At 67.5% G+C, this 25,035-nt stretch carries 28 protein-coding genes and 3 tRNA genes; 20 read left to right on the top strand and 11 right to left on the bottom strand.

The window, feature by feature from the left end; translation table 11 throughout:
• The first annotated feature begins 12 nt into the window (after positions 1 to 12).
• From pgsA to A7D27_RS09790, 5 genes are all read left to right on the top strand, one after another.
• Positions 13 to 573, top strand: coding sequence for a CDP-diacylglycerol--glycerol-3-phosphate 3-phosphatidyltransferase (gene pgsA / locus A7D27_RS09810; RefSeq protein WP_069564741.1), 561 nt, complete (start codon positions 13 to 15; stop codon positions 571 to 573).
• Between the two features lie 68 nt (positions 574 to 641).
• Positions 642 to 717: transfer RNA gene (locus A7D27_RS09805), tRNA-Gly, on the top strand.
• A gap of 43 nt (positions 718 to 760) precedes the next feature.
• A tRNA-Cys gene (locus A7D27_RS09800) sits at positions 761 to 834 on the top strand.
• A 191-nt stretch (positions 835 to 1,025) separates the two neighbouring features.
• A tRNA-Leu gene (locus A7D27_RS09795) sits at positions 1,026 to 1,112 on the top strand.
• Positions 1,113 to 1,268: 156 nt separating this feature from the next.
• Positions 1,269 to 1,703, top strand: coding sequence for a hypothetical protein (locus tag A7D27_RS09790; RefSeq protein ID WP_069564740.1), 435 nt, complete (start codon positions 1,269 to 1,271; stop codon positions 1,701 to 1,703).
• Positions 1,704 to 1,719: 16 nt separating this feature from the next.
• On the opposite strand, the gene A7D27_RS09785 is transcribed toward A7D27_RS09790, so the two are convergent.
• Positions 1,720 to 2,328: a TetR/AcrR family transcriptional regulator gene (locus A7D27_RS09785; RefSeq protein ID WP_069561176.1), complete on the bottom strand. Its 609-nt coding sequence runs from the start codon at positions 2,326 to 2,328 to the stop codon at positions 1,720 to 1,722.
• 84 nt (positions 2,329 to 2,412) lie between these two features.
• Between A7D27_RS09785 and A7D27_RS09780 the strand changes: the two genes are divergently transcribed.
• The gene (locus A7D27_RS09780) at positions 2,413 to 3,291 is read left to right on the top strand and encodes an oxygenase MpaB family protein (RefSeq protein WP_083265581.1); all 879 of its coding nucleotides are present in this window, start codon (positions 2,413 to 2,415) and stop codon (positions 3,289 to 3,291) included.
• An 85-nt stretch (positions 3,292 to 3,376) separates the two neighbouring features.
• Positions 3,377 to 4,078: a YoaK family protein gene (locus A7D27_RS09775; RefSeq protein WP_069561174.1), complete on the top strand. Its 702-nt coding sequence runs from the start codon at positions 3,377 to 3,379 to the stop codon at positions 4,076 to 4,078.
• Positions 4,079 to 4,085: 7 nt separating this feature from the next.
• On the opposite strand, the gene A7D27_RS09770 is transcribed toward A7D27_RS09775, so the two are convergent.
• Positions 4,086 to 4,277 carry a carbon storage regulator gene (locus A7D27_RS09770; protein ID WP_069561173.1) on the bottom strand — a complete coding sequence of 64 codons (192 nt, stop codon included), beginning with the start codon at positions 4,275 to 4,277 and terminating at the stop codon, positions 4,086 to 4,088.
• 194 nt (positions 4,278 to 4,471) lie between these two features.
• Between A7D27_RS09770 and A7D27_RS09765 the strand changes: the two genes are divergently transcribed.
• The 3 genes from A7D27_RS09765 (at position 4,472) to galU (ending at position 7,086) form a co-directional block, all read left to right on the top strand.
• Positions 4,472 to 4,759: a hypothetical protein gene (locus A7D27_RS09765; RefSeq protein WP_069561172.1), complete on the top strand. Its 288-nt coding sequence runs from the start codon at positions 4,472 to 4,474 to the stop codon at positions 4,757 to 4,759.
• A gap of 77 nt (positions 4,760 to 4,836) precedes the next feature.
• Positions 4,837 to 6,198, top strand: coding sequence for a UDP-glucose/GDP-mannose dehydrogenase family protein (locus A7D27_RS09760; protein ID WP_069564738.1), 1,362 nt, complete (start codon positions 4,837 to 4,839; stop codon positions 6,196 to 6,198).
• A 48-nt stretch (positions 6,199 to 6,246) separates the two neighbouring features.
• Complete coding sequence (gene galU / locus A7D27_RS09755) at positions 6,247 to 7,086, top strand: UTP--glucose-1-phosphate uridylyltransferase GalU (RefSeq protein ID WP_069561170.1); 840 nt, start codon at positions 6,247 to 6,249, stop codon at positions 7,084 to 7,086.
• A gap of 89 nt (positions 7,087 to 7,175) precedes the next feature.
• Here the strand turns inward: galU and A7D27_RS09750 are convergent, their stop codons facing one another.
• On the bottom strand, positions 7,176 to 7,598 hold the full coding sequence (locus A7D27_RS09750; protein ID WP_069564737.1) for a VOC family protein: 423 nt from the start codon (positions 7,596 to 7,598) through the stop codon (positions 7,176 to 7,178).
• 101 nt (positions 7,599 to 7,699) lie between these two features.
• On the opposite strand from A7D27_RS09750, the gene gorA reads away from it, so the two are divergent.
• The 3 genes from gorA to A7D27_RS09735 are packed head-to-tail and all read left to right on the top strand — an operon-like array spanning position 7,700 to position 10,073.
• Positions 7,700 to 9,058, top strand: a complete 1,359-nt coding sequence (gorA, locus tag A7D27_RS09745; protein WP_069561168.1) for a glutathione-disulfide reductase — start codon at positions 7,700 to 7,702, stop codon at positions 9,056 to 9,058.
• A 7-nt stretch (positions 9,059 to 9,065) separates the two neighbouring features.
• Complete coding sequence (locus A7D27_RS09740) at positions 9,066 to 9,689, top strand: trimeric intracellular cation channel family protein (protein WP_069561167.1); 624 nt, start codon at positions 9,066 to 9,068, stop codon at positions 9,687 to 9,689.
• 3 nt (positions 9,690 to 9,692) lie between these two features.
• On the top strand, positions 9,693 to 10,073 hold the full coding sequence (locus A7D27_RS09735) for a VOC family protein (RefSeq protein WP_069561166.1): 381 nt from the start codon (positions 9,693 to 9,695) through the stop codon (positions 10,071 to 10,073).
• A gap of 4 nt (positions 10,074 to 10,077) precedes the next feature.
• On the opposite strand, the gene A7D27_RS09730 is transcribed toward A7D27_RS09735, so the two are convergent.
• Positions 10,078 to 10,506: a copper chaperone PCu(A)C gene (locus A7D27_RS09730; RefSeq protein WP_069564736.1), complete on the bottom strand. Its 429-nt coding sequence runs from the start codon at positions 10,504 to 10,506 to the stop codon at positions 10,078 to 10,080.
• A 120-nt stretch (positions 10,507 to 10,626) separates the two neighbouring features.
• Here A7D27_RS09730 and A7D27_RS09725 point away from each other — a divergent pair, with 120 nt between their 5' ends.
• The 5 genes from A7D27_RS09725 to A7D27_RS09705 all read left to right on the top strand — a co-directional run bounded on the left by A7D27_RS09725 (position 10,627) and on the right by A7D27_RS09705 (position 16,785).
• Positions 10,627 to 11,430 carry a dienelactone hydrolase family protein gene (locus A7D27_RS09725; protein WP_069564735.1) on the top strand — a complete coding sequence of 268 codons (804 nt, stop codon included), beginning with the start codon at positions 10,627 to 10,629 and terminating at the stop codon, positions 11,428 to 11,430.
• A gap of 233 nt (positions 11,431 to 11,663) precedes the next feature.
• Entirely contained in the window at positions 11,664 to 13,490 is a 1,827-nt protein-coding gene (gene edd, locus A7D27_RS09720; RefSeq protein ID WP_069561163.1) for a phosphogluconate dehydratase, read from the top strand.
• Complete coding sequence (locus tag A7D27_RS09715) at positions 13,487 to 14,446, top strand: glucokinase (RefSeq protein ID WP_069564734.1); 960 nt, start codon at positions 13,487 to 13,489, stop codon at positions 14,444 to 14,446. Before edd ends, A7D27_RS09715 begins: the two co-directional genes overlap by 4 nt.
• A 181-nt stretch (positions 14,447 to 14,627) precedes the next feature.
• Entirely contained in the window at positions 14,628 to 15,353 is a 726-nt protein-coding gene (locus A7D27_RS09710; protein WP_069564733.1) for a response regulator, read from the top strand.
• Between the two features lie 28 nt (positions 15,354 to 15,381).
• The gene (locus A7D27_RS09705; RefSeq protein ID WP_083265586.1) at positions 15,382 to 16,785 is read left to right on the top strand and encodes an ATP-binding protein; all 1,404 of its coding nucleotides are present in this window, start codon (positions 15,382 to 15,384) and stop codon (positions 16,783 to 16,785) included.
• Here A7D27_RS09705 and A7D27_RS09700 read toward each other — a convergent pair.
• The gene (locus A7D27_RS09700; protein WP_069561159.1) at positions 16,782 to 17,264 is read right to left on the bottom strand and encodes a GNAT family N-acetyltransferase; all 483 of its coding nucleotides are present in this window, start codon (positions 17,262 to 17,264) and stop codon (positions 16,782 to 16,784) included. The genes A7D27_RS09705 and A7D27_RS09700 overlap by 4 nt on opposite strands.
• Before the next feature lie 84 nt (positions 17,265 to 17,348).
• Between A7D27_RS09700 and A7D27_RS09695 the strand changes: the two genes are divergently transcribed.
• Both A7D27_RS09695 and A7D27_RS09690 read left to right on the top strand, forming a co-directional pair.
• Complete coding sequence (locus A7D27_RS09695) at positions 17,349 to 18,281, top strand: LysR family transcriptional regulator (RefSeq protein WP_069564731.1); 933 nt, start codon at positions 17,349 to 17,351, stop codon at positions 18,279 to 18,281.
• Between the two features lie 270 nt (positions 18,282 to 18,551).
• Positions 18,552 to 18,755, top strand: a complete 204-nt coding sequence (locus tag A7D27_RS09690) for a hypothetical protein (RefSeq protein WP_044406437.1) — start codon at positions 18,552 to 18,554, stop codon at positions 18,753 to 18,755.
• A gap of 112 nt (positions 18,756 to 18,867) precedes the next feature.
• On the opposite strand, the gene A7D27_RS09685 is transcribed toward A7D27_RS09690, so the two are convergent.
• The 6 genes from A7D27_RS09685 to A7D27_RS09660 all read right to left on the bottom strand — a co-directional run bounded on the left by A7D27_RS09685 (position 18,868) and on the right by A7D27_RS09660 (position 25,027).
• Complete coding sequence (locus A7D27_RS09685) at positions 18,868 to 19,548, bottom strand: HAD family phosphatase (protein ID WP_069564730.1); 681 nt, start codon at positions 19,546 to 19,548, stop codon at positions 18,868 to 18,870.
• Positions 19,549 to 19,624: 76 nt separating this feature from the next.
• Positions 19,625 to 21,481 carry a PAS domain S-box protein gene (locus A7D27_RS09680; RefSeq protein ID WP_069564729.1) on the bottom strand — a complete coding sequence of 619 codons (1,857 nt, stop codon included), beginning with the start codon at positions 21,479 to 21,481 and terminating at the stop codon, positions 19,625 to 19,627.
• Between the two features lie 114 nt (positions 21,482 to 21,595).
• Positions 21,596 to 22,357 (bottom strand): EAL domain-containing protein, encoded by a 762-nt coding sequence (locus A7D27_RS09675; protein ID WP_069564728.1) that lies wholly within the window; start codon positions 22,355 to 22,357, stop codon positions 21,596 to 21,598.
• Positions 22,358 to 22,552: 195 nt separating this feature from the next.
• Positions 22,553 to 22,831, bottom strand: a complete 279-nt coding sequence (locus A7D27_RS09670; RefSeq protein ID WP_083265580.1) for a hypothetical protein — start codon at positions 22,829 to 22,831, stop codon at positions 22,553 to 22,555.
• 309 nt (positions 22,832 to 23,140) lie between these two features.
• Positions 23,141 to 23,782 carry a response regulator transcription factor gene (locus tag A7D27_RS09665; protein WP_069561154.1) on the bottom strand — a complete coding sequence of 214 codons (642 nt, stop codon included), beginning with the start codon at positions 23,780 to 23,782 and terminating at the stop codon, positions 23,141 to 23,143.
• A gap of 165 nt (positions 23,783 to 23,947) precedes the next feature.
• A complete protein-coding gene (locus A7D27_RS09660; RefSeq protein WP_069561153.1) occupies positions 23,948 to 25,027 on the bottom strand; it encodes a chemotaxis response regulator protein-glutamate methylesterase in 1,080 nt (359 codons plus the stop codon).
• Positions 25,028 to 25,035 lie beyond the last annotated feature (8 nt).

Below are 25,035 nucleotides of genomic sequence, written 5' to 3'. Positions count from 1 at the left end.
CTTGCTGTGACGATGAATATTCCAAACCTGCTCACCGTTCTGCGTGTTCTGCTGATCCCCGTCTTCATCCTGCTGTTCTATCTTCCGTTTTCGGGGAGCCACATGGCCGCAAGCGCGGTGTTCGCCGTTGCGGCTATTACCGACTGGTTCGATGGCTACCTGGCGCGTCGCTGGGAGCAGAGCACGCCGTTCGGGGCCTTCCTCGACCCGGTGGCAGACAAGCTGATGGTGGCGGTGGCACTGGTGCTGCTGGTCGAGGAGCACCACACGTTGTGGCTGACCTTGCCGGCGGCCATCATCATCGGGCGGGAGATCGTGGTTTCGGCGCTGCGGGAATGGATGGCAGAGTTGGGCGCGCGTGCCCAGGTTGCGGTCTCCAACCTCGGCAAGTGGAAGACGGCGGCGCAGATGTTGGCGCTGGTCATCCTGCTGGCCAATCCGCCGGTGCTGAGCTTCTGGGTGGTGGTGGGCTTCCTGCTGCTGATCATCGCCGCCGCGCTGACACTGTGGTCGATGCTGCATTACCTGTTGGCCGCCTGGCCGCACCTGAGCACCGAGCCGAAAGATAAATAAACTTTTTTGAATCAAGGGGTTGACGGCTGCTAATGATTCTATAGAATGGCGCCCGTCACCAAGACAAAGCGGGAATAGCTCAGTTGGTAGAGCACGACCTTGCCAAGGTCGGGGTCGCGAGTTCGAGTCTCGTTTCCCGCTCCAGATTGTCGTGAAGACGCCGCCTCAAAGCGGCGTCTTCATTTAAGGCCGGATGGCAGAGTGGTCATGCAGCGGATTGCAAATCCGTGTACGCCGGTTCGATTCCGACTTCGGCCTCCATATGAGAAGCCCCGTAGATTCACGTCTACGGGGCTTTTTCATTTCCGCAGCGTGTTGGCGTCCTCGTTGTGGCTGGGCTTTTTTGCTGTCCGGTCATGGACTTGCGAATGCTTGCGTGCGGGGGAGGGGGTGTATATATTCCTGCCCTCGCAAAAAACGGGGCTCGGCTCCGTATTGCATTGAGCGCTACCGCCCGAATGGCGAAATCGGTAGACGCAAGGGACTTAAAATCCCTCGCTGGCAACAGCGTGCCGGTTCGACCCCGGCTTCGGGCACCATATAAATCAAGGGCTTGCACGATTCTTTCGGGCAGGCCCTTGTTGTTTCTCGGTACGCAATTCGGGGGGCAGTCCGCACTTTTTGATGCCCGCCTGATGTGAAAAGGCCCTGCGCTTATACTCCCGGCCTTCCGATACACGACAGGGAAGTGAGTCATGCGGGATTTCATCAAGGCCCGAAGCCTGGATATCGCCATCGGTGTGATCTTTGTGGTCGTGTTCGCAGCGCTGATTGATATCAGGGGCGACGTACTGTTCATCGGCCTCTGGTATTACCTGGCGGTCATCGGGGGTGCGTTCGTTTCGGCAGTGCTGGCCAATCCCAGGCCATTTTTCGCCGGTGGCGCCGTTCTGGCTGCAGGGCTCAGCCTTGCGCTCTATGTCTGGCTCAACTGGCATCCCGACGCCAGGAGCGGCCTGTTGGGGATTGCTCACCTGTTGTCGCTGCCGGGTGCCGCCGTTGGGGTCGTGGCGCTCGGCGTCGTGAGTCGGCGGCGCAAGTGGCGTCGTGAGTCCAGGCTGTTCTCCGCCGGGTTCCTTGGCTTCTTCCTGGGGTTTGTCGTCAATCAGGTCGGCCTGTTCCTGGTTTGACGCGCAGTTCGCGCGCTCACTCCGCTTCGCCCAGGCTCTTCACATAGGCCGCGAACATGTCGCTCAACGCCCCGATCAGTTCGGCGCGGGTGAGCGGTGGGTGAGGATGGCTCATGAAGCGGATGATGGTCATCAGCGCGCTGTTGATGACCACGTACAAGGTCGGCAGCGGGTTCTCGATGGGGATCTCCCGTAGGTGGCGCAGCAGGTAGAGGCGGCAGAAATCGAACAGGTGCTGTTCCATCTCGTCGACCACCCTCAGCGTGCGCAGGTCCTGCCAGTGCCGTGCGAGTTCCAGATGCAGGCTGGCGTTGCGGTCGAGGAATGCGAATACCGCCTGCAACAGCCGCTCCACCGCAGCGTGAACGTCGTCCGCCAACAGGGCCGGGGCGTTGTCGCGGATGACGCTCACCAGGTCCTGGCTCATCCGGTCGAGCAATGCCTCGACCAGCGCCTCCTTGCAGTCGAAGTACTGATAGAGCGAACCGACACTGACCCCGGCCTCGGCAGCGATGAGGTTGGTGCTCAGGCGTGGCAGCCCTTCGCGCGCGATGACGCGGGCGCAAGCCTCCACCAGGTCAGCGACCATCTGTTGCGAGCGTTGCTGGCGGGGCTGCTTGCGCATGGCGGGCTCCGGACGCGAATTGAGTGCGAGCGGATAGTCGCATTAGCGTGAAGGCGTTTCCAAGCACCTGCCGGAGCCGCCTTCATGCACTCACCTGACTCCGTTCCACCCGCCCAGCCGAGCCCCTTGGGGCCGGATTCCCTGACCTGGCGCTACTTCGGTGACCTGCGGGGCCTGCTGCTGATCGGTCGCACCGGCATCCTGCAGAACATGCATCCGGGGCTGGCTGCCGGCGTGCTCCAGCATTCCGACCTGTTCGCCAACCCCTGGAACCGCTTGCTGCGCTCCATTCCGCCCATCCTCGGCGTGGTCTACGACGGTGAGAAGGCGGCCGGCACCGCGCGCCAAGTGCGGTCCTTCCATCGTGACATCAAGGGGCGGGACGGACAGGGGCGCCCTTATCACGCCCTCAGCCCCGAGCTGTTCTACTGGGCCCACGCCACCTTCTTCGAAGCGCAGATCGCCTTGCAGGAATGGCTTGGCACCCCCCTGGACGAACAGCAATGCGAGCACCTCTACCAAGAGTCCATCCACTGGTACGCCCTCTACGGCCTGCCGATGGGGGAGGTGCCGGCGAACTACGCAGCCTTCCGGGTGTACTGGCAGCAGATGCTGGAGCAGCGCCTGCAGGCGACGGAGATCACCACCTGGTACTTCGGCTCGACCGGGCGCCTGTCCGCGCCCTATCCCTGGATGCGCGGCCCGCTGTGGTGGTGCCTGCAACCCCTGCTGGTGGGTGGCGTGCGCTGGGTGGCGCGGGGCACTTTGCCGCTTGTGCTGCGGGAGCGGCTGGGGTTGCGGTGGACGGCATCGGATCAGCGCCGGTTGCGGTTGCTCGCCGGCGTTCTGCAGGTTGCCTGGCGTGGATTGCCCTGGGAGTGGGGCTATTTCCCCCGGGCGCGGCGTGCGATACGACGTGCGCGCAGGGCTGCCACCGAAGAGCACCCGGCGCCCCGGGCTTGACTGCCCTGGCGTGCGGCGGACAATTCGGCCTCACGTTTCGCGGCCAGGCAGTGCCGGCCGCCGCACCGAGCAGTGAGGTCTCCCCATGCTTCCATCTCCGATTCCCCGTGGCAGCGCGCGGCGCTTTCACTTGCACAGGGTCCGTGGACGTGTCGGGCTGGGCCTGGTGGCCGGGCTTTCCGTGCTGGCGGGGATGACCGACGCCATCGGCTTTCTCGCCACCGGCGACTTCGTCTCCTTCATGAGCGGCAACACCACGCGGATGGCCGTGTCCCTGAGCGAGGGGCACCTAGACGCCTTCGGGCGCCTGGCCCTGGCGGTGCTCTGCTTCGTGCTGGGCAATGCGCTCGGGGTAGTGGTCGCGCGCTTTTCCGGTCGCCGCGCCGCGCCGCTGCTGGCAGTGATCGCCACCCTCCTGGCCATTGCCGCCCTCTGGCCCTTTGCCTGGAGAGTGCCGGCGGTGGTGCTGTCGATCCTGGCCATGGGCATGCTCAACGCCGTGGTCGAACAGGTGAACGGCCTGCCCATCGGGCTCACCTACGTCACGGGCGCATTGTCGCGTTTCGGTCGGGGGCTCGGCCGCTGGCTGCTGGGCGAGCGACGCGAAGGGTGGCGGGTCCAACTGGTGCCCTGGGGCGGGATGCTGGCGGGCGCCGCGCTAGGCGCGTTCCTGGAGTTCCGCATGGGCCTGTTGGCGCTCACCTTCAGCGCCGGACTCGCGGCGCTGCTGGCCATTGCCTCGTTGTGGGTGCCGCGTCCCTGGCAGCGCGGCTACATGCCCCGCTGAGCAGTGCTCAGGCCGTCATCTTGCGCGGATGGGGCACCCCGGCCTGGATGCGCTCATACACCTCCTTGCGGTGCACGGCGACATTCTTGGGTGCGATGATGCCGAACTTCACCTGATGGCCATGGACGCTGATCACCTCCAGGGTGATGCCGCCTTCGATGACGAAACGTTCGCCGACGGAACGGATGACGAGCTGCATATCAGGCTCTCCTGACTGGAATCTGTGGCAAGGGTCGCTGCGGCACGCCTCAGCGACGGTGGGCTTGAACACCTGACCTTAGCGGGGCCGATCAAGTTCCACCCGGTGAACCCCGGCAGGCGATACACGGTCGAACGGCGGATGGCAGGGGATGGTCTAGCCTGAGACTGCCTGAAGGAACCAGGAGACGTGGAATGGACACCCGTGAACAGCATCTGATCCGCCTGCTCGGCCTCACCACCCGCAGCCTCACCCATCTGTCGGCGGCCATGACCGAAATGTCGTTCGAGCTGATGCGCAGCGAAGATGACGCCGCGCGCCAGGCCGGACGCCGCATGATCGACCACCTCGCCGTCATCAGTGCCGGCCTCGACGAGCACTGGCAAGCCCTGGGCGACTTCGGCGGCGGCCCACCGGAAGAACCGGTGGAGGGGCTCGTCGAAGTCGAACTGCAACCCGTCGACGAGGGCGGCTCCGGATAACCTCGTCGTCACCTCACTGTCACGCCCCTGCCACCGGAGTCCGTTGCAATCCCTGCAACGACAGCGGAGGTGCAGCCATGCGGATATGCGTGATCGGGGCGGGCTATGTGGGGCTGGTGACGGCGGCGTGCTTCGCCGAAATGGGCAACCGGGTGCGCTGTGTCGAGCGCGACCCGGCGCGCCTGGCGCAGCTGCGCCAGGGCCAGTCGCCGATCCATGAGCCGGGACTGGCGCCCATGCTGGCGCAGCACCTGGAGAGCGGACAACTGGACTTCACAGCGCGCCTGGCCGAGGGGCTGGAGCAGGCGGACGTCGCCTTCATCGCCGTGGGCACGCCCAGCGGCGAGGACGGTTCCGCCGACCTCAGCCACGTGCTGGCCGTGGCGGACGAGCTGGGGCGGGTGTTGCAGCGGCCCTGCCTGGTGGTGGACAAGTCCACCGTGCCCGTTGGCACCGCCGAGCGGGTCGCCGCGTGCATCAACGGGCGACTCGCCGCCCGGGGCAAGGCCTTTCGCATCCAGGTGGCGAGCAACCCCGAGTTCCTCAAGGAGGGGGCTGCCCTCGACGACTTCATGCGCCCCGACCGCATCGTCATCGGCACCGAAGACCCGGCAGCCCGTGAGCTGCTGCGGCGCCTTTATGCGCCGTTCTCGCGCAACCATGATCGCATCCTCTGCATGGGCACCCGTGCTGCGGAGTTCACCAAGTACGCCGCCAACGCCTTTCTCGCCACGCGCATCTCCTTCATGAACGAGATGGCCGGGCTCTGCGCCCGCCTGGGCGTCGACATCGAGGAGGTGCGGCGCGGCGTGGGCAGTGATCGGCGCATCGGCACGCACTTCCTCTATGCCGGTTGTGGCTACGGCGGCTCGTGCTTCCCCAAGGACGTGCGTGCGCTGATCCGCTGCGCCGAACAGGAGGGGATCGATCCCGGCATCCTGCGGGCCGTGGAGGCGCGCAATGCCGAGCAGAAGACCTTGCTGTTCCAGGCGCTGGTGGCGCATTTCGAGGGACGTCTGCAGGGGCGGGTGGTGGCGGTTTGGGGGTTGTCCTTCAAACCGGGCACCGATGACATCCGCGAGGCGCCCAGCCTGGTGCTGATCGACGCCCTGCTGGCCGCCGGCGCCTTCGTGCGCGGCTGCGACCCGGCGTCGCGGGAGGCCGTTGAAGCCTGCTACCCGGACGCCCTCGCCAGCGGCCGGCTGTGGCTGGGGGAGTCCCCCTACCAGGCCGTGGAGCAGGCCGAAGCGCTGGTGCTGGTGACCGAATGGAAGCAGTTCCGCCAACCGAACTTCGAGCGGATTCGCGGTCTGATGAAGGTGCCGGTCATCTTCGATGGCAGGAATCTCTACGACCCGTTGCAACTGGCCGACCTGGGGTTCCTCTATCGCGGTGTCGGACGCCCACCTGCGGGGCATTGTAAGGCGACAGCGGCGTGATTAGACTTCGCCGCACTCAGCCCACACCCACCTTATTCAAGGTTCAACATGATCAAGAAATGCCTGTTCCCGGCCGCTGGTTACGGTACCCGTTTTCTGCCCGCTACCAAGGCCATGCCCAAGGAAATGCTGCCGGTGGTGAACAAGCCGCTGATCCAGTACGGGGTTGAAGAGGCGCTCGACGCCGGTCTCAATGAGATCGCCATCGTCACCGGTCGCGGCAAGCGCGCCCTGGAAGACCACTTCGACATCAGCTACGAGCTGGAACACCAGATCAAGGGCACCGACAAGGAGAAATACCTGGTCGGCATCCGCCGCCTGATCGACCAGTGCAGCTTCTCCTACACCCGCCAGGTGGAAATGAAGGGCCTCGGCCACGCCATCCTCAGCGGCCGTCCGCTGATCGGCGACGAACCCTTCGCAGTGGTACTGGCGGACGACCTCTGCCTCAACCTCGAAGGCGATGGCGTGCTGACCCAGATGGTCAAGCTGTACAACCAGTTCCGCTGCTCCATCGTCGCCATCCAGGAAGTGCCGCCGGAGGAAACCTCCAAGTACGGCGTGATCGCCGGCGAGATGATCCGTGACGACATCTACCGCGTGAACAGCATGGTCGAGAAGCCCAAGCCGGAAGACGCCCCGTCCAACCTGGCGATCATCGGCCGCTACATCCTGACCCCGGACATCTTCAAGCTGATCGAAGAGACCGAGCCGGGCAAAGGCGGCGAAATCCAGATCACCGACGCCCTGATGAAGCAGGCCCAGGACGGTTGCGTGCTGGCGTACAAGTTCAAGGGCAAGCGTTTCGACTGCGGTGGCGCCGAAGGCTACATCGACGCGACCAACTACTGCTTCGAGAACCTCTACAAGACCGGCAAGGCCTACTGACAGGCTCCACCGCGTCAGCCAAGGCCGCCTCCGGGCGGCCTTGTCGCATCTGCTTCAGGTAGCCCGGGCTTCCGCCCGGGAAGACTGTCTCAGGGAATCTCCATCCCTTCCGAACCCGGCCCCAGCGGTTGGCCATAGCTGAACTCCACATAGTTGCCCGCCGGGTCCCGCAGGCCGCAGTAGTAGCCCACCGGGAAGGGCTCGTCCCGGGGTGCCCACACCAGGCAGCCATCGGTCGCCGCGCAGGCGGCCAGGGCATCCACCGCCTCACGGCTTTCCAGGGCGAAACCGAAGTGGCTGTAGTCGTCGGCGGCCAGGTCACGCGGGCGTCCGCCGGGCATGATCACGAAGATGAAACGGTGCTCCTGGCCCGGTTCGGCCATCCAGACGATGCGCGAGCCCTTGCCGGCACGCGAGTGGATCACCCGCATGCCGCAATAGCGTTCGTAGAAGGCGATGCACGGCTCCAGTTCGGGTACGTGCAGGGCGAGATGAGTGAGGGTAGGGCGCATGGTGCTCCTCCTTCGGCGTACCAGGCTCAAGGATAGGCGCGGCAACTGGTCAGGAACACCGGTTCAGGTATGCTGGCCGCCTGTTTCTGGAGACCCCTGCCATGGCCTACGATTTCGACCTCTTCGTCATAGGCGCCGGTTCCGCCGGCGTACGTGCCTCTCGCTTCGCTGCCGGTTTCGGTGCCCGCGTCGCGGTAGCGGAAAGCCGCTACCTGGGCGGTACCTGCGTCAACGTCGGCTGTGTGCCGAAGAAGATGCTGGTGTACGGCGCCCACTACGCCGAAGACTTCGAGCAGGCCCGCGGCTACGGCTGGTCCATCGGCGAGCCCGGGTTCGACTGGGCGACCCTGATCGCCAACAAGGACAAGGAAATCCACCGCCTCAACGGCATCTACCGCAACCTCCTGGTCAACGCCGGCGTCACCCTGCTCGAAGGCCATGCGCGCATCCTCGACGCCCACACCGTGGCAGTTGGCGAGCAGCGCTTCACGGCCGAGCACCTGCTCATCGCCACCGGCGGCTGGCCCCAGGTGCCGGACATCCCCGGCCGCGAGCACGCCGTCACCTCCAACGAAGCCTTCCACCTGCGCGAACTGCCCAAGCGCGTGCTGGTGGTGGGCGGTGGCTACATCGCCGTCGAATTCGCCTCGATCTTCCACGGCCTGGGTGCGAACACCTCGCTGCTCTATCGCCAGGACCTGTTCCTGCGCGGCTTCGACGGTGCCGTGCGCACCCACCTGCGTGACGAGCTGACCCGCAAGGGCCTCGACCTGCAGTTCAACGCCGACATCACCCGCATCGAGAAGCAGGCCGATGGCAGCCTGCTCGCCACCCTCAAGGACGGCCGCAGCCTGGAGACCGATTGCGTGTTCTACGCCACCGGTCGCCGACCGATGCTGGACAACCTCGGCCTGGAGAACACCGGCGTCGAGCTGGATCAGCGTGGCTTCATCAAGGTGGACGATGAATACCGCACCACCGAACCGTCGATCCTCGCCCTGGGCGATGTCATCGGTCGCGTGCAACTGACCCCGGTGGCCCTGGCCGAAGGCATGGCCGTTGCCCGCCGCCTGTTCCGCCCGGCCGAGTACCAGCCGGTGGACTACGACAACATCCCCACCGCCGTCTTCAGCCTGCCCAACATCGGCACCGTCGGCCTGACCGAAGAGCAGGCGCGGGGCCGCGGGCACAAGATCAAGGTGTTCGAGAGCCGCTTCCGCGCCATGAAGCTGACCCTCACCGACAACCAGGAACGCACCCTGATGAAGCTGGTGGTGGACGCCGAGAGCGACCGCGTGCTCGGCTGCCACATGGTCGGTCCCGAGGCGGGCGAGATCATCCAGGGCCTGGCCGTGGCGCTCAAGGCCGGCGCCACCAAGCGCATCTTCGACGAGACCATCGGCGTGCACCCGACCGCCGCCGAGGAATTCGTCACCATGCGCACCCCGGTGGGGAACTGATCGGTCCATGGAACAGCTCTTCTACCTGTCCGACCTCTTCGGCGTCGCCGTCTTCGCCATCACCGGCGCGCTCATGGCCGGGCGCAAGTCCATGGACCTGTTCGGCGTGCTGGTGATCGCCATCATCACCGCCCTGGGTGGCGGCACCCTGCGCGACGTCATCCTCGGCAACCACCCGGTGAGCTGGATACGCGACGACACCTACATCCTCGTCGCCTCCCTGGCCGCTGTGGGTACCGTGCTCTGGGTCCGCCTGACCCGGCCCATCCACGAGACCGGGCTGCTGGTGGCCGACGCCTTCGGCCTGGCCGTGTTCACCGTCTACGGCACCGAGGTCGCCCTGCAGCACCAGGTGCCCCTGAGCACGGCGGTGATCATGGGCGTCATCACCGGCGTCGCCGGGGGCGTGATGCGCGACGTGATCTGCAACGAGATCCCGCTGATCTTCCAGAAGGAGATCTACGCCATCGCCTGCATCGCCGGTTCCCTGGTGTTCGTCGGGCTGCTGGCCGTCGGGCTGCCGCGCTGGCTCGACACTGGCATCGCCATGGCCGTGGTGCTCGGCACCCGCCTGGCCGCCATCCGCTGGGGGCTCTCGCTGCCCCGTTTCCACCTGCTCGACAGGCACTGACCCATGCTGGAACGCATCGATCACCTGGTCCTCACCGTCGCCGACATCCCCCGCACCGTGGATTTCTACCAGCGCGTGCTGGGCATGCGTCACGAAGTGTTCGGCGAGGGCCGCAGCGCCCTGGCCTTCGGCCAGCAGAAGCTCAACCTGCATCAGGCCGGACGGGAGTTCGAGCCCAAGGCCGCGCACCCGCAGCCGGGGGCCATCGACCTGTGCCTGGTCACCACCTGGCCGCTGGAGCGCCTGCTGGCCCACCTGGCTACCGAGGGCGTGGCGGTGGAGGAGGGGCCGGTGCGCCGCACCGGCGCCCTCGGGCCCATCGAGTCGGTGTACTTCCGCGACCCGGACGGCAACCTGATCGAGATCGGTCGCTACCTCGCCTGAACCGTCACTGCGCCGTCGCCTCCACGCGCACCTCGCCGGCCTTCTCGAAGCGCAGGATGAGCGGGATGCGCTGTCCGGGCGTCACCGGCTGGCGCAGCCCCAACAGTGTCAGGTGGCTGCCCTCCGGCTTGAGCGCCAGCGTGCCCCCGGCGGGAATGCCGAACGACACCAGGGTCATCACCCGGCGGGCCTCGCCGATGCGCACCGTGGTCTGCAGGTCCACCCGCCAGGCCAGCGGCGAGCTGGCGCCGTTCAGCCGGTCGCCATCGCCGCCCTGGTCGTGGATGTCCAGGTAGACTTCCCGCGCCGTGGCGTCCCAGGTCGAGGCCCGGCTCCAGGCTGGCCCCAGCTCCAGATTCCCCGCCCGTGGCCCATCGGCCAGGGCCCAGGGGCAGGCGAGGGCGAACAGCAGGAGGAACGACGAGCGACGCATGGCAACCTCGGCAAGGTGTTGGGAGTGCTATTTCACCTGGCAACGGCGGTTGGCGAAAGCCCCGAAAAACCGCGACACTTGCACGCTGCCCAGCTTCGCTGAACCCGGAGAGAAATCGAAATGCGCAGATCGTCGCTGTTGTTCGCCCTGCTGGCCTTCGCGGGCATCGCCCAGGCCGAGGTCAGGACCAAGGAGCTCCACTACAAGGCCGCCGACGGCACCGCCCTGGTGGGCTACTACGCCTACGACGATGCCATCGAGGGCAAGCGCCCCGGCGTGGTGGTGGTACATGAATGGTGGGGCCTGAACGACTACGCCAAGCGCCGCGCCCGCGACCTCGCCGAGCTGGGCTACAGCGCCCTGGCCATCGACATGTACGGCGAAGGCAAGAACACCGAGCACCCGGCCGACGCCGCCGCCTTCATGCAGGCTGCCCTCAAGGACGCCCCCGCCGCCAAGGCGCGCTTCCTCGCCGGCCTCGACCTGCTCAAGCAGCAGCCCCTGACCGATAATCGCCGCCTGGCCGCCATCGGCTACTGCTTCGGCGGCAAGGTGGTGCTGGACATGGCCCGCCAGGGCGTTCCGCTGGCCGGCGTGGTGAGCTTCCACGGCGCCCTCGCCACCGCCACCCCCGCTACCAAGGGCAGTGTCAAGGCGCGCATCCTCGTGGAGCACGGGGGGCAGGACAGCATGGTCACCAAGGCCGACGTCGCCGCCTTCAAGGACGAGATGGACGCCGCCGAGGCCAACTACCGCTTCGTCCTCCAGCCCAAGGCCAAGCACGGCTTCACCAACCCCGACGCCGACCGCCTCAGCCATGCCGGCCACGGCAGCGAGAAAGGCCCGGATCTGGCCTACAGCAAGGTCGCCGATGAGAACTCCTGGGCCGACATGCAGAGCTTCTTCAAGGAAATCTTCCCCTAATGACGGGCTTGCGGCAGGGGCTCCCTGGCGCCGGCTCGCTCACCCCGCCAGCACGACCCGTTCGCGCGCCCGTCGTCGCCCCGGCACCTCGACCGGGGCGCGCTGTCAGACGAGAGCAACTGTTCGAAAAATGTTGTTTTAATAACAAAATATCCGCACGCATGTGGTGATATTTTGTCTTTATGCGTTATCTTGACGCAATTAAAACAAGATATTCCCCCTGGAGCCCCAACATGCACCCTCGCATTCTGGAAGTCACCGAGCGGGTCATCACCCGTAGCCGACCGACCCGCGAACGCTACCTGGCGATGATCCAGGACGCGGCCAGCAAGGGCCCGCAGCGGGGCAGCCTGCAATGCGCCAACTTCGCCCACGGCGTGGCGGGCTGCGGCGGCATCGACAAGCAGCGCCTGCGGCTGATGGACTCGGCCAACGTCGCCATCGTCACCGCCTACAACGACATGCTCTCTGCCCACCAGCCCTACGAGACCTACCCCGAGGTGCTGCGCCAGGCCCTGCGCGAGATCGGCTCCGTCGGCCAGGTCGCCGGCGGTGTGCCGGCCATGTGCGACGGCGTCACCCAGGGCGAGCCGGGCATGGAGCTGGGCATCGCCAGCCGCGAAGTGATCGCGATGTCCACCGCCATCGCCCTGTCCCACAACATGTTCGACGCCGCGCTGTTCCTCGGCGTGTGCGACAAGATCGTCCCCGGCTTGATGATGGGCGCCCTGCGCTTCGGCCACCTGCCGTCGCTGTTCGTACCCGCCGGCCCCATGCCCTCGGGCCTCTCCAACAAGGAGAAGGCCGAAGTCCGCCAGCGTTACGCCGAAGGCAAGGCCACCCGCGACGAGCTGCTGGAAGCGGAGATGCAGGCCTACCACAGCCCCGGCACCTGCACCTTCTACGGCACCGCCAACACCAACCAGATGCTCGTGGAGATCATGGGCCTGCACCTGCCGGGCGCCTCTTTCATCAACCCCGGCACGCCCCTGCGCGAGGCCCTGACCGCCGAAGCCGCGCGCCAGGTGACCCGCCTGACCCGCCAGGCCGGCCAGTTCGTGCCGCTGGGGCACATCGTCGACGAGCGCGTGCTGATCAACGCCGTGGTTGCCCTGCACGCCACCGGCGGCTCCACCAACCACACCCTGCACCTGCCGGCCATCGCCCGCGCCGCCGGGGTCCAGCTCGATTGGCAGGACATGGCCGAGCTGTCCGAAGTGGTGCCGACCCTGGCCCACGTCTATCCGAACGGCAAGGCCGACATCAATCACTTCCAGGCCGCCGGCGGCGTCGCCTTCCTGGTGCGCGAACTGCTGGATGCCGGCCTGCTCCATGAAGATGTCGAGACCGTCGCCGGCCGTGGCCTGCGACGCTACACCCAGGAGCCCTTCCTGGAGGACGGCCACCTGGTCTGGCGCGAAGGCCCCGCCGCGAGCCTGGACGAGAACATCCTGCGGCCCGTCGCGCGGCCGTTCTCCCCGGAGGGCGGCCTGCGGGTGATGACGGGCAACCTCGGCCGTGGGGTGATGAAGGTCTCCGCCGTCGCCCCCGAGCACCGCGTGGTGGAGGCCCCGGCACGGGTCTTCCACGACCAGCAGGCCCTGGCCGATGCCTTCAAGGCCGGCGAGCTGGATCGCGACCTGGTGGCGGTCATGCGCTTCCAGGGGCCGCGCTGCAACGGCATGCCCGAGCTGCACAAGATGACCCCCTTCCTCGGCGTCCTGCAGGACCGTGGCTTCAAGGTCGCGCTGGTCACTGACGGGCGCATGTCCGGCGCCTCCGGCAAGATCCCCGCCGCCATCCACGTCACCCCCGAAGCCTATGACGGCGGCCCCCTGGCCCGTGTGCGCGACGGCGACATCGTTCGCGTCGACGGCGTGGCCGGCACCTTGGAACTGAAGGTGGACGCCGCCGAGTTCGCCGCCCGCGAACCCGCCCCCCCCATGCACCAGGCCGAAGTCGGCTGCGGCCGTGAGCTGTTCGCCTTCATGCGGGCCGCCTTCAGCTCCGCCGAAGAGGGTGCCAGCGCCTTCACCGGCAGCCTGGAGGGCCTCAAGTGAGCCTTGCGCTGGTCGGTGATATCGGCGGGACCAACGCCCGCTTCGCCCTGTGGCGGGAACAGCGCCTCGACGCCGTGAAGGTGCTGGCCACCGCTGATTTCCCGGACCCCGAGTCAGCCATCCAGCACTACCTGGCTGGGCTCGACCTGCCCCTCGCCGAGCTGGAGGCCGTCTGCCTGGCCTGTGCCGGCCCCGTGGGCGGGGAAGACTTCCGCTTCACCAACAACCACTGGCGGCTCAACCGCACCGCCTTCTGCCAGCGACTGGGCATCCAGCGCCTGCTGCTGGTCAACGACTTCACCGCCATGGCCCTGGGCATGACCCGCCTGCGTCCCGAGGAGCGCCAGGAGGTGTGCCCCGGCACTCCCGAAGCGGATCGTCCCGCCGTGGTGATCGGGCCCGGCACCGGGCTTGGCGTCGGCACCCTGCTGCCCCTGGGCGAGGGCCGCTGGACGGCCTTGCCGGGGGAGGGCGGGCACGTCGACCTGCCGGTGGGCAGCGTTCGTGAGGTCGCCCTGTGGCAACACCTGCACCAGCACCTCGGCCATGTCAGTGCCGAGAACGTGCTCAGCGGCAACGGCCTGCTGCAGCTCTATCGCGCCAGTTGCGCCCTCGATGGCAGCGAGCCGCATCTGGACAGCCCGTCGGCCATCACCTCGGCCGCCCTGGCCGGCGACCGCGAGGCGAGGGCGGTGCTGGAGCAGTTCTGCACCTGGCTCGGCCGCGTCGCGGGCAACAACGTCCTCACCCTCGGCGCCCGGGGCGGGGTCTACGTGGTGGGCGGCGTGGTGCCGCGCTTCGCCGAGTTCTTCAAGGCCAGCGGCTTCACCCGCGCCTTCGCCAGCAAGGGCTGCATGAGCGGCTACCTGGAGGGCATCCCCGTGTGGCTGGTGACGGCCGAGTACCCGGGCCTCGAAGGTGCCGGCGTGGCGCTGCAGCAGGCGATGCGGGCGTGAGGCGCAATCACGGGAAGCGGACGCGAGGCACGTTCCCGGCAGGCGACCTGTTGTAGGGTGGACCGCGCTTCATCGGTCCACCGATGGCGATGCGCCGACGCCGACAACTGGATGAAAGAGTCTCGGCATCAACGCCTTGCATCCAAACGGACATGACCGATAACAACAAAGGACGGCCGACATGAGCCCTTCCGGAAAGCACATCCTCCTGGTGGATGACGACCAGGAAATTCGCGAACTGCTGCAGGCCTTCCTCAGCCGCGCCGGCTTTCAGGTGCGCACCGTGGCCGATGGCGCGGGCTTTCGTGCCGCCATGGACGAGGCCGGTGCCGACCTGGCGATCCTCGACGTGATGCTGCCCGACGAGGACGGCTTCAGCCTCTGCCGCTGGGTGCGCGAACACCCGCGCCTGGCCCAGGTGCCGATCATCATGCTCACCGCCAGCTCCGACGAGGCCGACCGGGTCATCGGCCTGGAGCTGGGCGCCGATGACTACATCGGCAAGCCCTTCAGCCCCCGCGAGCTGCAGGCCCGGGTCAAGGCCCTGCTGCGCCGGGTCGGCTTCGGTCAGGAGCGCGAGGCCCAGGTGGTCAGCTTCGACGCCTGGCGTCTGGACATGGTCAGCCACCGCCTGTTCCACCGCGACGGCGAGGAGGTGATTCTCTCCGGTGCTGACTTCGCCCTGCTCAAGCTGTTTCTCGACCACCCGCAGCAGATCCTCGACCGCGACACCATCGCCAACGCCACCCGCGGCCGCGAGGTGATGCCCCTGGAGCGCATCGTCGACATGGCCGTGAGCCGCCTGCGCCAGCGCCTGCGCGACACCGGCAAGGCGCCCCGGCTGATCCGCACCGTGCGGGGAGCCGGCTACCTGCTCGCCGCCCAGGTTTCCTCCCGCCGTGCTTAGGGCCGTGCCGCGTTCGCTGCTGGCCCGCATGCTGCTGCTCACCCTGCTGGTGGTGGTGCTGGCCCAGGCCCTGTCGAGCCTGATCTGGGTCTCCCAACTGCGCGCCAGCCAGCTGGAGGGGCTGCTGATCAGCGCCCGCAGCCTCGGCCAGTCCATGGCCGCCAGCGTCAGCTACATCCGCTCGCTGCCCCTGGGCTACCGGCCCATGGTGCTGGACCAGTTGCGCAGCATGGGCGGCACGCGCTTCTTCGTCTCCCTCAACGACAAGCCGCTGGCCATGCGTGTGCTGCCGGAAACCCCGCGCAAGCAGGCGGTGCTCGCCGAGGTGGAGGCGGTGTTGCGCGAGCGCCTGGGCAGACCGGTGGAGATGTCGCTGCACTTCGTCGAACCGGCGGATCTGCGGCTCTTCAACAGCGGCCTCAAGCTGGACGAGTTGCCGCGCTCCTGGGCCCACTACGCCCTGACCCTGGAGCCCCTCGACCCGCCGGTGCTGGTGACGCAGATCCGCATCAGCCCCAACGAGTGGCTGTACCTCGCCTCGCTGCTGCCCGAGCCCTACGCCGGGCTGGAAGACCAGGGCCTGCCGGCCCAGCAATGGGGCTTCATCCTCATCACCAGCGCCTTCCTGCTGCTGTTCATCGGCCTGCTGGTGCGCTGGCAGAGCCGCCCCCTCAAGCGCCTGGCCGCCGCCGCGCGGGAAATGAACCTGGGCGCCGAGGTGCGCCCGCTGCCCGAGGCCGGTGGCAGCGAAGTGGTGGAGGTGAGCCGCGCCTTCAACGCCATGCGCGAGCGCATCAGCCGTTACCTGAGCGAGCGCAGCCAGCTGTTCAGCGCCATCTCCCACGACCTGCGCACCCCCATCACCCGTCTGCGCCTGCGGGTCGAACTGCTGGAGGACGAGGCCCAGCAGGCCAAGTTCAACCGCGACCTGGATGAACTGGAACTGTTGGTGAAGGGGGCGCTGCAGTGTGTGAAGGACACCGACATCCACGAGAACATCGAACAGGTGGACCTCAACCACCTGCTCCACAGCCTGGTGGAGCCCTACCTGGCCAACGGCCGGGTCACCCTCGACGGCGCCGCCCTCGAGCGCTACCCCGGCAAGCCGCTGGCGCTGCGGCGCTGCATCGGCAACCTGCTGGACAACGCCCTGAAGTACGGCGAGCGCGCCCACCTGCGGGTGGAGGACGGCCCTGGAGCCTTCGTCCTGCATGTGGACGACGAGGGCCCGGGAGTGCCGGAGCAGAAGCTGGAGCAGGTGTTCGAGCCGCATTTCCGCCTGGCCGGCCAGCAGCAGGGCTATGGCCTGGGCCTCGGCATCGCCCGCAGCCTGGCCCATAGCCACGGCGGCGGGCTGAGCCTGCGCAACCTGCGCGAGGGCGGCCTGCGGGTCACCCTGCGCCTGCCGCGCACAGGCGCTGACGCGCCCTAGGCGCCGGTGGCGAAGCCGGTGAGCGCCTCGCCATCCAGGCGGTAGCGCACCCACTCGTCCTGGGGCTTGGCGCCGATGGCCTGGTAGAAGTCGATGGCTGGCTGGTTCCAGTCCAGCACGCTCCACTCCAGGCGCCCGCAGCCATTGGCCACCGCCTCGCGGGCCAGGGCACGCAGCAGGTCCCGGCCCGCGCCCACGCCGCGCTTGGCCGGGGTGATGTAGAGGTCTTCCAGGTAGATCCCGTTGCGCCCCAGCCAGGTGGAGTAGCTGTAGAAGTACACCGCGTAGCCGATGGGCTGGCCGTCGCACAGGCACATCAGCGCCTTGGCCGGCGCGCCCTCGCTGAACAGCGTGCGCTGGATGTCCTCGACGCTGGCGATCACCTCATGGCGTGCGCGCTCGTAGTCGGCCAGTTCGATGATGAAGTCCAGGATCTGCTGGGCGTCGCCGGGTTGGGCGGGGCGAATCTCGATGTTCATGGGGCTCTCCAGTAAAGGGGCGCCCATGCTAGCGGCACAGGTAAGCTGCATGAAGTGCATTTATGTCATCAGGAGCTGAAAGCTGTGCATTACTTGCTGCGCCGCCTCGACCTCAACCTGCTGCTGGCCTTCGACGCCCTGCATCGCCACCGCAACGTCAGCATCGCCGCCAGCGAACTGGCCATCAGCGCCTCGGCCTTCAGCCATGCCCTGGCCCGCTTGCGCCAGGCCCTGGACGACGAACTCTTCCTGCGCCAGGGCAGCCGCATGCAGCCGACCCAACGGGCCGAGCAGCTCGCCGGCCCGGTGGCGGCCGCGTTGCGCACCCTTGGCGAGGGGCTGGAGCAGTGGGACCCGTTCGACCCCGCGCGCAGCCAGCGCACCTTCGTCTTCGCCGTCACCGACTACACCGCCTTCGCCCTCATGCCGGCCCTGGTGGAGCGCCTGCAGCGTCTCGCCCCGGGCATCCAGCTACGCCTGGTGCACGCCGAGCGCCAGGTCTCCATCGACGACCTGGCCAGCGGCCGCATCGACTTCGCCCTGGGCTACGGCGAAGAGCAGGACCAGTTGCCAGCGGGCATCCAGGTGCTGGACTGGTTCAGCGACGCCTACCAGGTCATCGCCCGGCGCGACCACCCCCGCGTGCAGGGCGCGCCCGACCTGGATGCCTACCTGGCCGAACGCCATGCGGTGGTGACGCCGTGGAACGAACCGAGTGGGGTGATCGATCAGGTGCTGGCACGCATGGGGCTGCGGCGCGACGTGGCGCTGTGGCTGCCCTCGGTACTCGCCGCGCCCTTCATCATCGGCGCCAGCGACCTCTTGATGACCGCCCCCGGCCACGCCGCCGAGACCCTGCGGGACGTGGCTGGCATCGCCCTCTACCCGGCGCCCTTCGCCATCCCGCGCTACACCCTGCGGCTCTACAGCCACGCCCGCTACGCCGGCCGCGACGCCCATGCGTGGATGCTGGAGCAACTGCAGGCGCTGCCGATCCGCTCGCGGTCGCCGAACTGAAACATCACTGTCATCAACTCGTCATCGCGGGCAGCGATGATGCAACTGCACCCAACGGGCAGTGGGTGCGTGCATATCGTTGTTTCCACATCGATCGTGCCCTCGCTGGGCAGGAACCGACCTTCAAAGGTCGGTTTTTTTTCGCCTGCGTATCCTGCCGCGGTTTCCCGACCTGAAAGCACATTGTGAAATTCCGGCTGGCCGCTCCTGACATCAGATCGCAACATCCCTCCTTCAGGATGCGCGCAGTTTTCCCCTCGGACCCCCGCCGTGACCCGTGCCGTACGTGATTGCCGCAAGCTCCTGGACACCATCGCCATGAACAACGAAGACGCCGCCATCGCCGTGATGAAGGCCGCCGAACGCATCGGCGATGCACACCTCAAACAGCAACTGCTGGAGATCATCCAGCGCATGCACCAGGACGCCGCCGACCTGCGCACCCTGCGCGAGCGCATCGACCAGCGCGCCTGAGCCAGTCGAGGTACTCGGGGGCGTGCATGGCGCCCCTCCGGTGCGCCGTGCCGGTCGCGGCGTCCTCCAGTTCAGAGCGCAGGGAGCGGAGCCTCGTTCACCTTGCGGTGCGTCAGCCGGCGCCGCCCAGCACGCCTTCGCGGCGTAGCAGGTCGAGCACCGCGTGTAGGTCGGGCAGCACGGCCAGGCAGCGGCGCCGGATGTCTTCGGGGGGCTGGGTCAGGTCCGGCACCATCAGCGTTGGCACGCCCGCGGCATGGGAAGCGGTCACGCCGGGGATGGAGTCCTCCACCGCCAGGCAGTCCGCCGGGGCCAGGCCCACGCGCTGTGCCGCCAGCAGATAGAGCGCCGGGTCGGGCTTGCCCAGGTCCACGTCGTCGCGGGTGACCACTACGTCGAAGTAGCCGTCGATGCCGCCCAGGGCCAGGTGCTCGTGGGCCGAGCGGCGGTGGGAGGAGGTGGCGATGGCCATCGGCCGACCGCTCTCGCGCATGGCGCTGAGCAGGGGGACGACACCGGGCTTGAGCGGCAGGCCGTCCTCCAGCATGAAGGCCTTGTGGCGCAGGTAGGCGGCGCCGAAGTCGTTCAGCGGGAAGTCGGCGCCGTAGTGCCCGAACAGGCGCTGGCGGTAGGCCGGCCAGTCGATGCCCACCAGGCCCTCGCACAGCGACTTGGCATCCGGCAGGCCGAGGGATTCGAGGGCGTGCAGGGAGCAGGCGAGGTTGAGGGTCTCGGTGTCCACCAGGGTGCCGTCGAGGTCCAGCAGGAAGCCGGCGATGCGGGGCGGGTTCATCGGCGAGTCTCCTGTGCCGTCGAAGGAGCCCGCATGCTGAACGATCCGAGTGGCGATGTCGCCTGGTTTCATGTGGCTAGGTGCCACCGACCCAGGCCAGGTCAGCCCCGGCGATGCGATAGCGGTCGCGCCCCTGTTGCTTGGCCTGGTACATCGCCGCGTCGGCGTCCTTGATCAGTTGGGTGTGGCTGCGCTCGTCACCAGGGCGGAACAGCGCCACACCGATGCTCACCTGCACCTCGGCGCTCTGACCTTCCAGTTGGTAGGGCTCGCGGACGGCAGCCAGCACTTTCTCCGCCACCGCATGTACCGCCGGGCGGTCGCACAGGGGGTGGACGAGCAGGGTGAACTCGTCGCCGGCCAGGCGGTAGACCAGATCGGCGCCGCGCAGGCTGGCGCGCAGGCGTCGTGCCACTTCGCGCAGCAGCGCATCGCCGGCGTCGTGGCCGAGGGCGTCGTTGACCCGTTTGAAACCGTCCAGGTCGAGGAACATCAGGGCGAAGGCTTCGCCGTGGCTGTCGGCACGCTGCATCAGTGTCGGCAGGTGGTCGTACAGCGCCCGGCGGTTGGGCAGGCCGGTGAGCGGGTCCTGCAGGGCCTCGCGGCGCAGGCGGTCTTCTCGCTGCTTGCGCTGGCTGATCTCGTGGAGGAAGGCGTTGAACAGTACCCTGCCGCCGGCCCGCAGGACGTCGATGTGCACTTCCAGGGGGATCAGTTGGCCGTCCCGGTGCAGGGCGTCCAGTTCGATGCGCCGGCCCAGCACCTGGTGCTCGCCGGTCTGCAGGTAGTGGCGCAGGCCGTTGAGGTGCGCCTGGCGCATGGGCTCGGGAATGAGCAGGTCGTGCATGGCCTGGCCGATGGCTTCGTCCCGGGTCCAGCCGAACAGCGCCTCGGCAGCGCGGTTCCAGGCACTGATGCGGCCCTCGCTGTCCATCGCCACGTAGGCGTCCTGGGTGTGTTCCAGCACCGCGCGCAGTTCCATTTCACGCTCTGCCAGGGCTTGGGTGCGCTCATGGACGCGCTGCTCCAGGGTGCGTTGCAGCTCCGCCAGGTGGGCCTCGGTGTGCTTGCGTGCATCGATGTCGTTGATCACCGCGAGGAAGTGCTCCAGGGCGCCACGGCGGTCGAGCTGCTTGGTCACCGTGATGCTCACCCAGATCTGGCGGCCGTCCTTGCGCACGTAGCGCTTTTCCAGCTCGTAGCGATCGATCTCGCCGCGGATCAGTCGCTGCACCTGTACCAGGTCGGCATTCAGGTCCTCGGGCACGGTGACGTCCGCGAAGCTCATGCCGGCCAGCTCCACGCGGCTGTAGCCGAGCAGTTCGACCAGCGCCTGGTTGACCCGTAGCCAGCGCCCTTCGGGGCTGATCACGGCAAGACCGGAGCCGACGCGCTCGAAGAGCATCTCGAAGCGGCCTTCCGCCTCCCGGGCCAGGCGCCGCGAGTCGAGGGCCGCCTCGCGCAGGTGGAATTCGCGGGCGACCAGGGCCGCCAGGTCTTCCAGCACCCGGCGTTGTTCGTCGGTGAGCTGCCGAGGGCGGTTGTCGATGGCGCACAGGGTGCCCAGGGCGAAGCCGTCGCGGGTGCGGATCGGCGTGCCGGCATAGAAGCGGATGTGGGGTGCCCCGAGCACCAGGGGGTTGTCGCGGAAGCGGGCGTCGGTGCGGGTGTCCTCCACCACCAGGGTGCCGCTGCCGCCAATGGTGTGGGCGCAGAAGGCGGCGTCGCGCGGAGTTTCCTGCACGTCCAGCCCCACCCGGGACTTGAACCACTGGCGGTGCTCGTCCACCAGGGACACCAGGGCGATGGGCACACCCAGGCTGCTGGCCAGTACGCGGGTGATGCGGTCGAACACCTGCTCAGGCGGTGTGTCGAGGATTTCCAGGCTGCGCAGCAGATGGAGGCGTTCGGCTTCGTGTTGAGCGTTGCTCATGGGGGTCAGGGTTCGCTTGGCTTTGCTACAGCCTAGTAGAGCGTCACCCAGCATGTGTTCATGAATTCCGGGCCGCCCCCTGGAGGAAGAACTGCTCGCCTTTGCGCCGGAAGGTCAGGCCATCGGCCACTGCACCTCGGGCAATTGCTCGAACGCCGGTCGGGCGAACAGGAAGCCCTGATAGAGGTGGATGCCCAGCGCCTTGAGCTTGGCCAGCTCCTCGCCGGTCTCCACCCCCTCGGCGATGACCTCGATGGACAGCGCCTGGCAGACGCCGAGAATGCCCCGGACGATGGCCTCGCGCACCGGGTCCTGGTCGATGTTGCGGATCAGCGCCATGTCCAGCTTGATGATGTCCGGCTGGAACTCGGCCAGCAGGTTGAGGCCGGAATAGCCGGCGCCGAAGTCGTCGATGGCGGTCTTGAAACCCTGCTTGCGGTACTCGGCGATGATGCTTTTCAGGTGGGCCTTGTCTACCAGCTCCTCACCCTCGGTGATCTCGAAGATCAGTCGGCTGGTCGGGAAGCCGAAGCGCCGTGCCGCGTCCAGGGTGGCGCGGATGCAGGTGGCGGCCTGGTAAACGGCGTTGGGCAGGAAGTTGATGCTGACGTAGCAAGGCACGTCCAGGCGTGCGGCCAACTCCACGGCCTTCACCCGGCAGGCCTGGTCAAAGGCGTAGCGGTTCGCCTCGGTGACCTGCTCCAGCACGCTGCTCGCGCCCTGGCCGTCGAGCCCGCGCACCAGGGCTTCGTAGGCGAACAGGCTGCCGTCACGCAGGTCCACGATGGGCTGGAACGCCATGCTGAAGTCGAAGTCGAGTGCGTTGCCGTCACGGCAGTGGGCGCAGGGGCTTGGGCGATCGGTCGGGGTGTACATGCAGGCTCTCCATGAGGGAAGCGAAGTGTGAGTCCCGTCACGCCTTAATGCTAGACGCCCGTTTCAGGGGGCGCAGGTGGCAGTTTGTCGGTCGTTGGGAAGCCGCGGGCGGATGTCGGCGCCGGCCTGCATCGAAGCCGGCTCCTGCCTGGGCGCCTGCCTGCTGATGACCGAGCTGCGTCAGCGCAAGAGTGCTCAGCCCTGGCGGAAGGCGACGCCTCGGCGGGTGAGGGTGATGGTCCGGGCATCGACCAGCAGGCGGCCTTGGGCATCACAGGTTTCGGACCAGTCGAGCTGGGCCCGGATGAGGCCGAGTTCATCGAGGTCGCGCAGGCCGATCAGCACCCGCTGGGGGTCGCCGTCGAGGTGGCGGGCATCGCGAGGGTGTTCCTCGCTGAGTTGTTCGATCAGGGCGCGCAGGAGTTGGGTACGGCTTTGTATATCCATGGACTGGTAGGGCGCAGTCGGATTCATGGGGTGGGATTCTAGACCAGCCTCTCCGCTCCGGGGCACCCATCGATCCACAGATGGGGCAACGTTTTTTTCACCGTATCTTGATGGGCGCTTTACGGCCGCTTGGCCAGTCTGTGGGCGAATCGAACGAGGACACGCCCATGCCCCGAGGCCCGCACTTCTCACTCACTCTCGCGGCTGTGGCGGCATTGCTGCTGCTATGCATCACCGCAGCCCAGGCCCGCACGCCGCCCCTGGATGCCCCGACAGCCCGATCCCGGGTCGCTCCGGAGGAGTTCGCCGCCCGCCCGACAGGAATCCAGGGGAACTTCAATCGTCCGGGCGGATGATGCCCTTGCGCACGGCGTAGAGGACCAGCCCTGGCACGTCGTGGATGTCCAGCCGCTTCATGATCTGCGCCCGGTGCGCCTCCACCGTCTTCACGCTCAGGCACAGGCCGTCGGCGATGGCGCGGGTCGAAGCCCCCCGGCAGATCAGCCGGAGTATCTCCACCTGGCGCTGGGTCAGCTCGGCGTCCATCTCGTCGCGGCTCGCCAGAGCCTGCTCGATCACCGGCTGTGCCACGGCGGAACTCAGGTAGCACTGGCCCCGGTCCACGGCCTTGAGGGCCATGTGCAGCTCGGACATGGCCGCATCCTTGAGCAGGTAGCCGGCGGCACCCTTCTTCAGCGCAGAGAGCACCAGCTCCGCCTCGGCGTGCATCGAGAGCATCAATACGCGGGATTCCGGTACCTGGTGGCCCAGGCGTTGCAAGGCTTCTAGCCCGTCGAGGCCGTGCATGGAAATGTCCAGGAGGATGATGTCGGGTCGCAGGCGCTCGGCCATGGCAACGGCCTGTTCGCCATCTTCCGCTTCACCGACGACTTCGTAGCCTTCGAGTTCGTTGACCATGGCGCGGACGCCTACGCGAATCAGGGCGTGGTCGTCGGCCAATAGCAGTCGACAGGTCATGGGCGCTCCTTGCTCATTGCGAGACTCGGGTACTCCTGACGCACGGCGCGCCCCGAAAAGGCAGGCCGTACAGCTACGGAGTAGCACCGAACGCAAAAGTTCGCCTCTTTGGTCCGGACGAACGGTAGCAACCGGCCATCATCGATGGCCGGGGAGCGGAAGGCCCTAGCGTGCGCTTTCGTGCGCGCGTGGGTTGGACTGGCCGCGGGCGTATTGCACGATCACTTCCGACAGACGGCCGAGGGGCTCCGTCACCTGGGCTGCGCCCATGCGCAGCGCCTCCTTGGGCATGCCGAAGACCACGCAGCTGGCCTCGTCCTGGGCTACGGTGCGGGCGCCGGCCTCACGCATGGCCAGCAGGCCACGGGCGCCGTCATCGCCCATGCCGGTCATGATCACGCCCATGGCGTTGTGCCCGGCGTGGCGCGCCACCGAGCGGAACAGCACGTCCACCGAGGGCCGGTGGCGATTGACCGGGGGAGCGTCGATCACCTCCACCAGGTACTGCGCGCCGCTGCGCTTGAGCTGCATGTGCCTGCCGCCCGGGGCCACCAGGGCCAGGCCCGGCCGTACCCGGTCCATGTGCCGCGCCTCGCGCACCTCGATGGCGCAGATGCTGTCCAGGCGCTGGGCGAAGGCGGCGGTGAACTTCTCCGGCATGTGCTGGACGATGACGATCCCGGGGCAGTCCACCGGCAATTGGCGCAGCACCACTTCCAGGGCCTGGGTGCCGCCGGTGGAAGTGCCCAGCGCCACCACCCGGTCGGTGGTGGACAGGGTGGTGGGACGGGGAGCGGGTGCCTCCTTGGTGGGGGCTGTCGCCACGGGTGGGGAGGGCATCGCGCGTGGGTGGCTGCGAGCGGCAGCCTCGATCTGCCGGATCAGCTCGCCAGACAGTTGCTGAAGGCTGTCCTTCAACCCCTGGCGGGCCTTGGCGAACACCCCAACGGCACCGGCGGCGAGGGCCTCCAGGGTCACCGCCGCGCCTTTCTCGGTCAGCGTCGAGCAGATGATCGCCGGGGTCGGGCGCTCGGCCATGATCTTGCGCAGGAAGGTGATGCCGTCCATGCGTGGCATTTCCACGTCAAGCACCAGCACGTCGGGCCATTGCTTGCGCATCTTGTCCAGGGCGAACAGCGGGTCGGCGGCCTGGCCGATCACCTGGATGCCGGGATGGTTGTCGAGGCACGCGGTGAGCACCTGGCGCACCAGGGCCGAGTCGTCGACGATGAAGACCTTGATCATGGCGGCGT

Origin of the sequence: Pseudomonas sp. 1D4, from assembly GCF_001728925.1 — a bacterium.
GTDB classification, from domain to species: Bacteria; Pseudomonadota; Gammaproteobacteria; order Pseudomonadales; family Pseudomonadaceae; genus Metapseudomonas; species Metapseudomonas otitidis.
This window is presented reverse-complemented; position numbering and strand designations above follow the sequence as displayed.

What these genes read in the sequence shown, in the direction of transcription:
- A7D27_RS09680 (WP_069564729.1), bottom strand. Translation starts at nt 21,481, where the DNA reads ATGAGCAACGCTCAACACGAAGCCGAACGCCTCCATCTGCTGCGCAGC.
- A7D27_RS09700 (WP_069561159.1), bottom strand. Translation starts at nt 17,264, where the DNA reads ATGAACATCGAGATTCGCCCCGCCCAACCCGGCGACGCCCAGCAGATC.
- A7D27_RS09660 (WP_069561153.1), bottom strand. Translation starts at nt 25,027, where the DNA reads ATGATCAAGGTCTTCATCGTCGACGACTCGGCCCTGGTGCGCCAGGTG.
- A7D27_RS09775 (WP_069561174.1), top strand. Translation starts at nt 3,377, where the DNA reads ATGCTTCCATCTCCGATTCCCCGTGGCAGCGCGCGGCGCTTTCACTTG.
- edd (WP_069561163.1), top strand. Translation starts at nt 11,664, where the DNA reads ATGCACCCTCGCATTCTGGAAGTCACCGAGCGGGTCATCACCCGTAGC.
- A7D27_RS09780 (WP_083265581.1), top strand. Translation starts at nt 2,413, where the DNA reads ATGCACTCACCTGACTCCGTTCCACCCGCCCAGCCGAGCCCCTTGGGG.
- A7D27_RS09705 (WP_083265586.1), top strand. Translation starts at nt 15,382, where the DNA reads ATGCTGCTGCTCACCCTGCTGGTGGTGGTGCTGGCCCAGGCCCTGTCG.
- A7D27_RS09760 (WP_069564738.1), top strand. Translation starts at nt 4,837, where the DNA reads ATGCGGATATGCGTGATCGGGGCGGGCTATGTGGGGCTGGTGACGGCG.
- A7D27_RS09790 (WP_069564740.1), top strand. Translation starts at nt 1,269, where the DNA reads ATGCGGGATTTCATCAAGGCCCGAAGCCTGGATATCGCCATCGGTGTG.
- pgsA (WP_069564741.1), top strand. Translation starts at nt 13, where the DNA reads ATGAATATTCCAAACCTGCTCACCGTTCTGCGTGTTCTGCTGATCCCC.
- A7D27_RS09750 (WP_069564737.1), bottom strand. Translation starts at nt 7,598, where the DNA reads ATGCGCCCTACCCTCACTCATCTCGCCCTGCACGTACCCGAACTGGAG.
- A7D27_RS09675 (WP_069564728.1), bottom strand. Translation starts at nt 22,357, where the DNA reads ATGTACACCCCGACCGATCGCCCAAGCCCCTGCGCCCACTGCCGTGAC.
- A7D27_RS09735 (WP_069561166.1), top strand. Translation starts at nt 9,693, where the DNA reads ATGCTGGAACGCATCGATCACCTGGTCCTCACCGTCGCCGACATCCCC.
- A7D27_RS09665 (WP_069561154.1), bottom strand. Translation starts at nt 23,782, where the DNA reads ATGACCTGTCGACTGCTATTGGCCGACGACCACGCCCTGATTCGCGTA.
- A7D27_RS09740 (WP_069561167.1), top strand. Translation starts at nt 9,066, where the DNA reads ATGGAACAGCTCTTCTACCTGTCCGACCTCTTCGGCGTCGCCGTCTTC.
- A7D27_RS09725 (WP_069564735.1), top strand. Translation starts at nt 10,627, where the DNA reads ATGCGCAGATCGTCGCTGTTGTTCGCCCTGCTGGCCTTCGCGGGCATC.
- A7D27_RS09785 (WP_069561176.1), bottom strand. Translation starts at nt 2,328, where the DNA reads ATGCGCAAGCAGCCCCGCCAGCAACGCTCGCAACAGATGGTCGCTGAC.
- A7D27_RS09730 (WP_069564736.1), bottom strand. Translation starts at nt 10,506, where the DNA reads ATGCGTCGCTCGTCGTTCCTCCTGCTGTTCGCCCTCGCCTGCCCCTGG.
- A7D27_RS09685 (WP_069564730.1), bottom strand. Translation starts at nt 19,548, where the DNA reads ATGAACCCGCCCCGCATCGCCGGCTTCCTGCTGGACCTCGACGGCACC.
- A7D27_RS09710 (WP_069564733.1), top strand. Translation starts at nt 14,628, where the DNA reads ATGAGCCCTTCCGGAAAGCACATCCTCCTGGTGGATGACGACCAGGAA.
- A7D27_RS09770 (WP_069561173.1), bottom strand. Translation starts at nt 4,277, where the DNA reads ATGCAGCTCGTCATCCGTTCCGTCGGCGAACGTTTCGTCATCGAAGGC.
- galU (WP_069561170.1), top strand. Translation starts at nt 6,247, where the DNA reads ATGATCAAGAAATGCCTGTTCCCGGCCGCTGGTTACGGTACCCGTTTT.
- gorA (WP_069561168.1), top strand. Translation starts at nt 7,700, where the DNA reads ATGGCCTACGATTTCGACCTCTTCGTCATAGGCGCCGGTTCCGCCGGC.
- A7D27_RS09670 (WP_083265580.1), bottom strand. Translation starts at nt 22,831, where the DNA reads ATGAATCCGACTGCGCCCTACCAGTCCATGGATATACAAAGCCGTACC.
- A7D27_RS09765 (WP_069561172.1), top strand. Translation starts at nt 4,472, where the DNA reads ATGGACACCCGTGAACAGCATCTGATCCGCCTGCTCGGCCTCACCACC.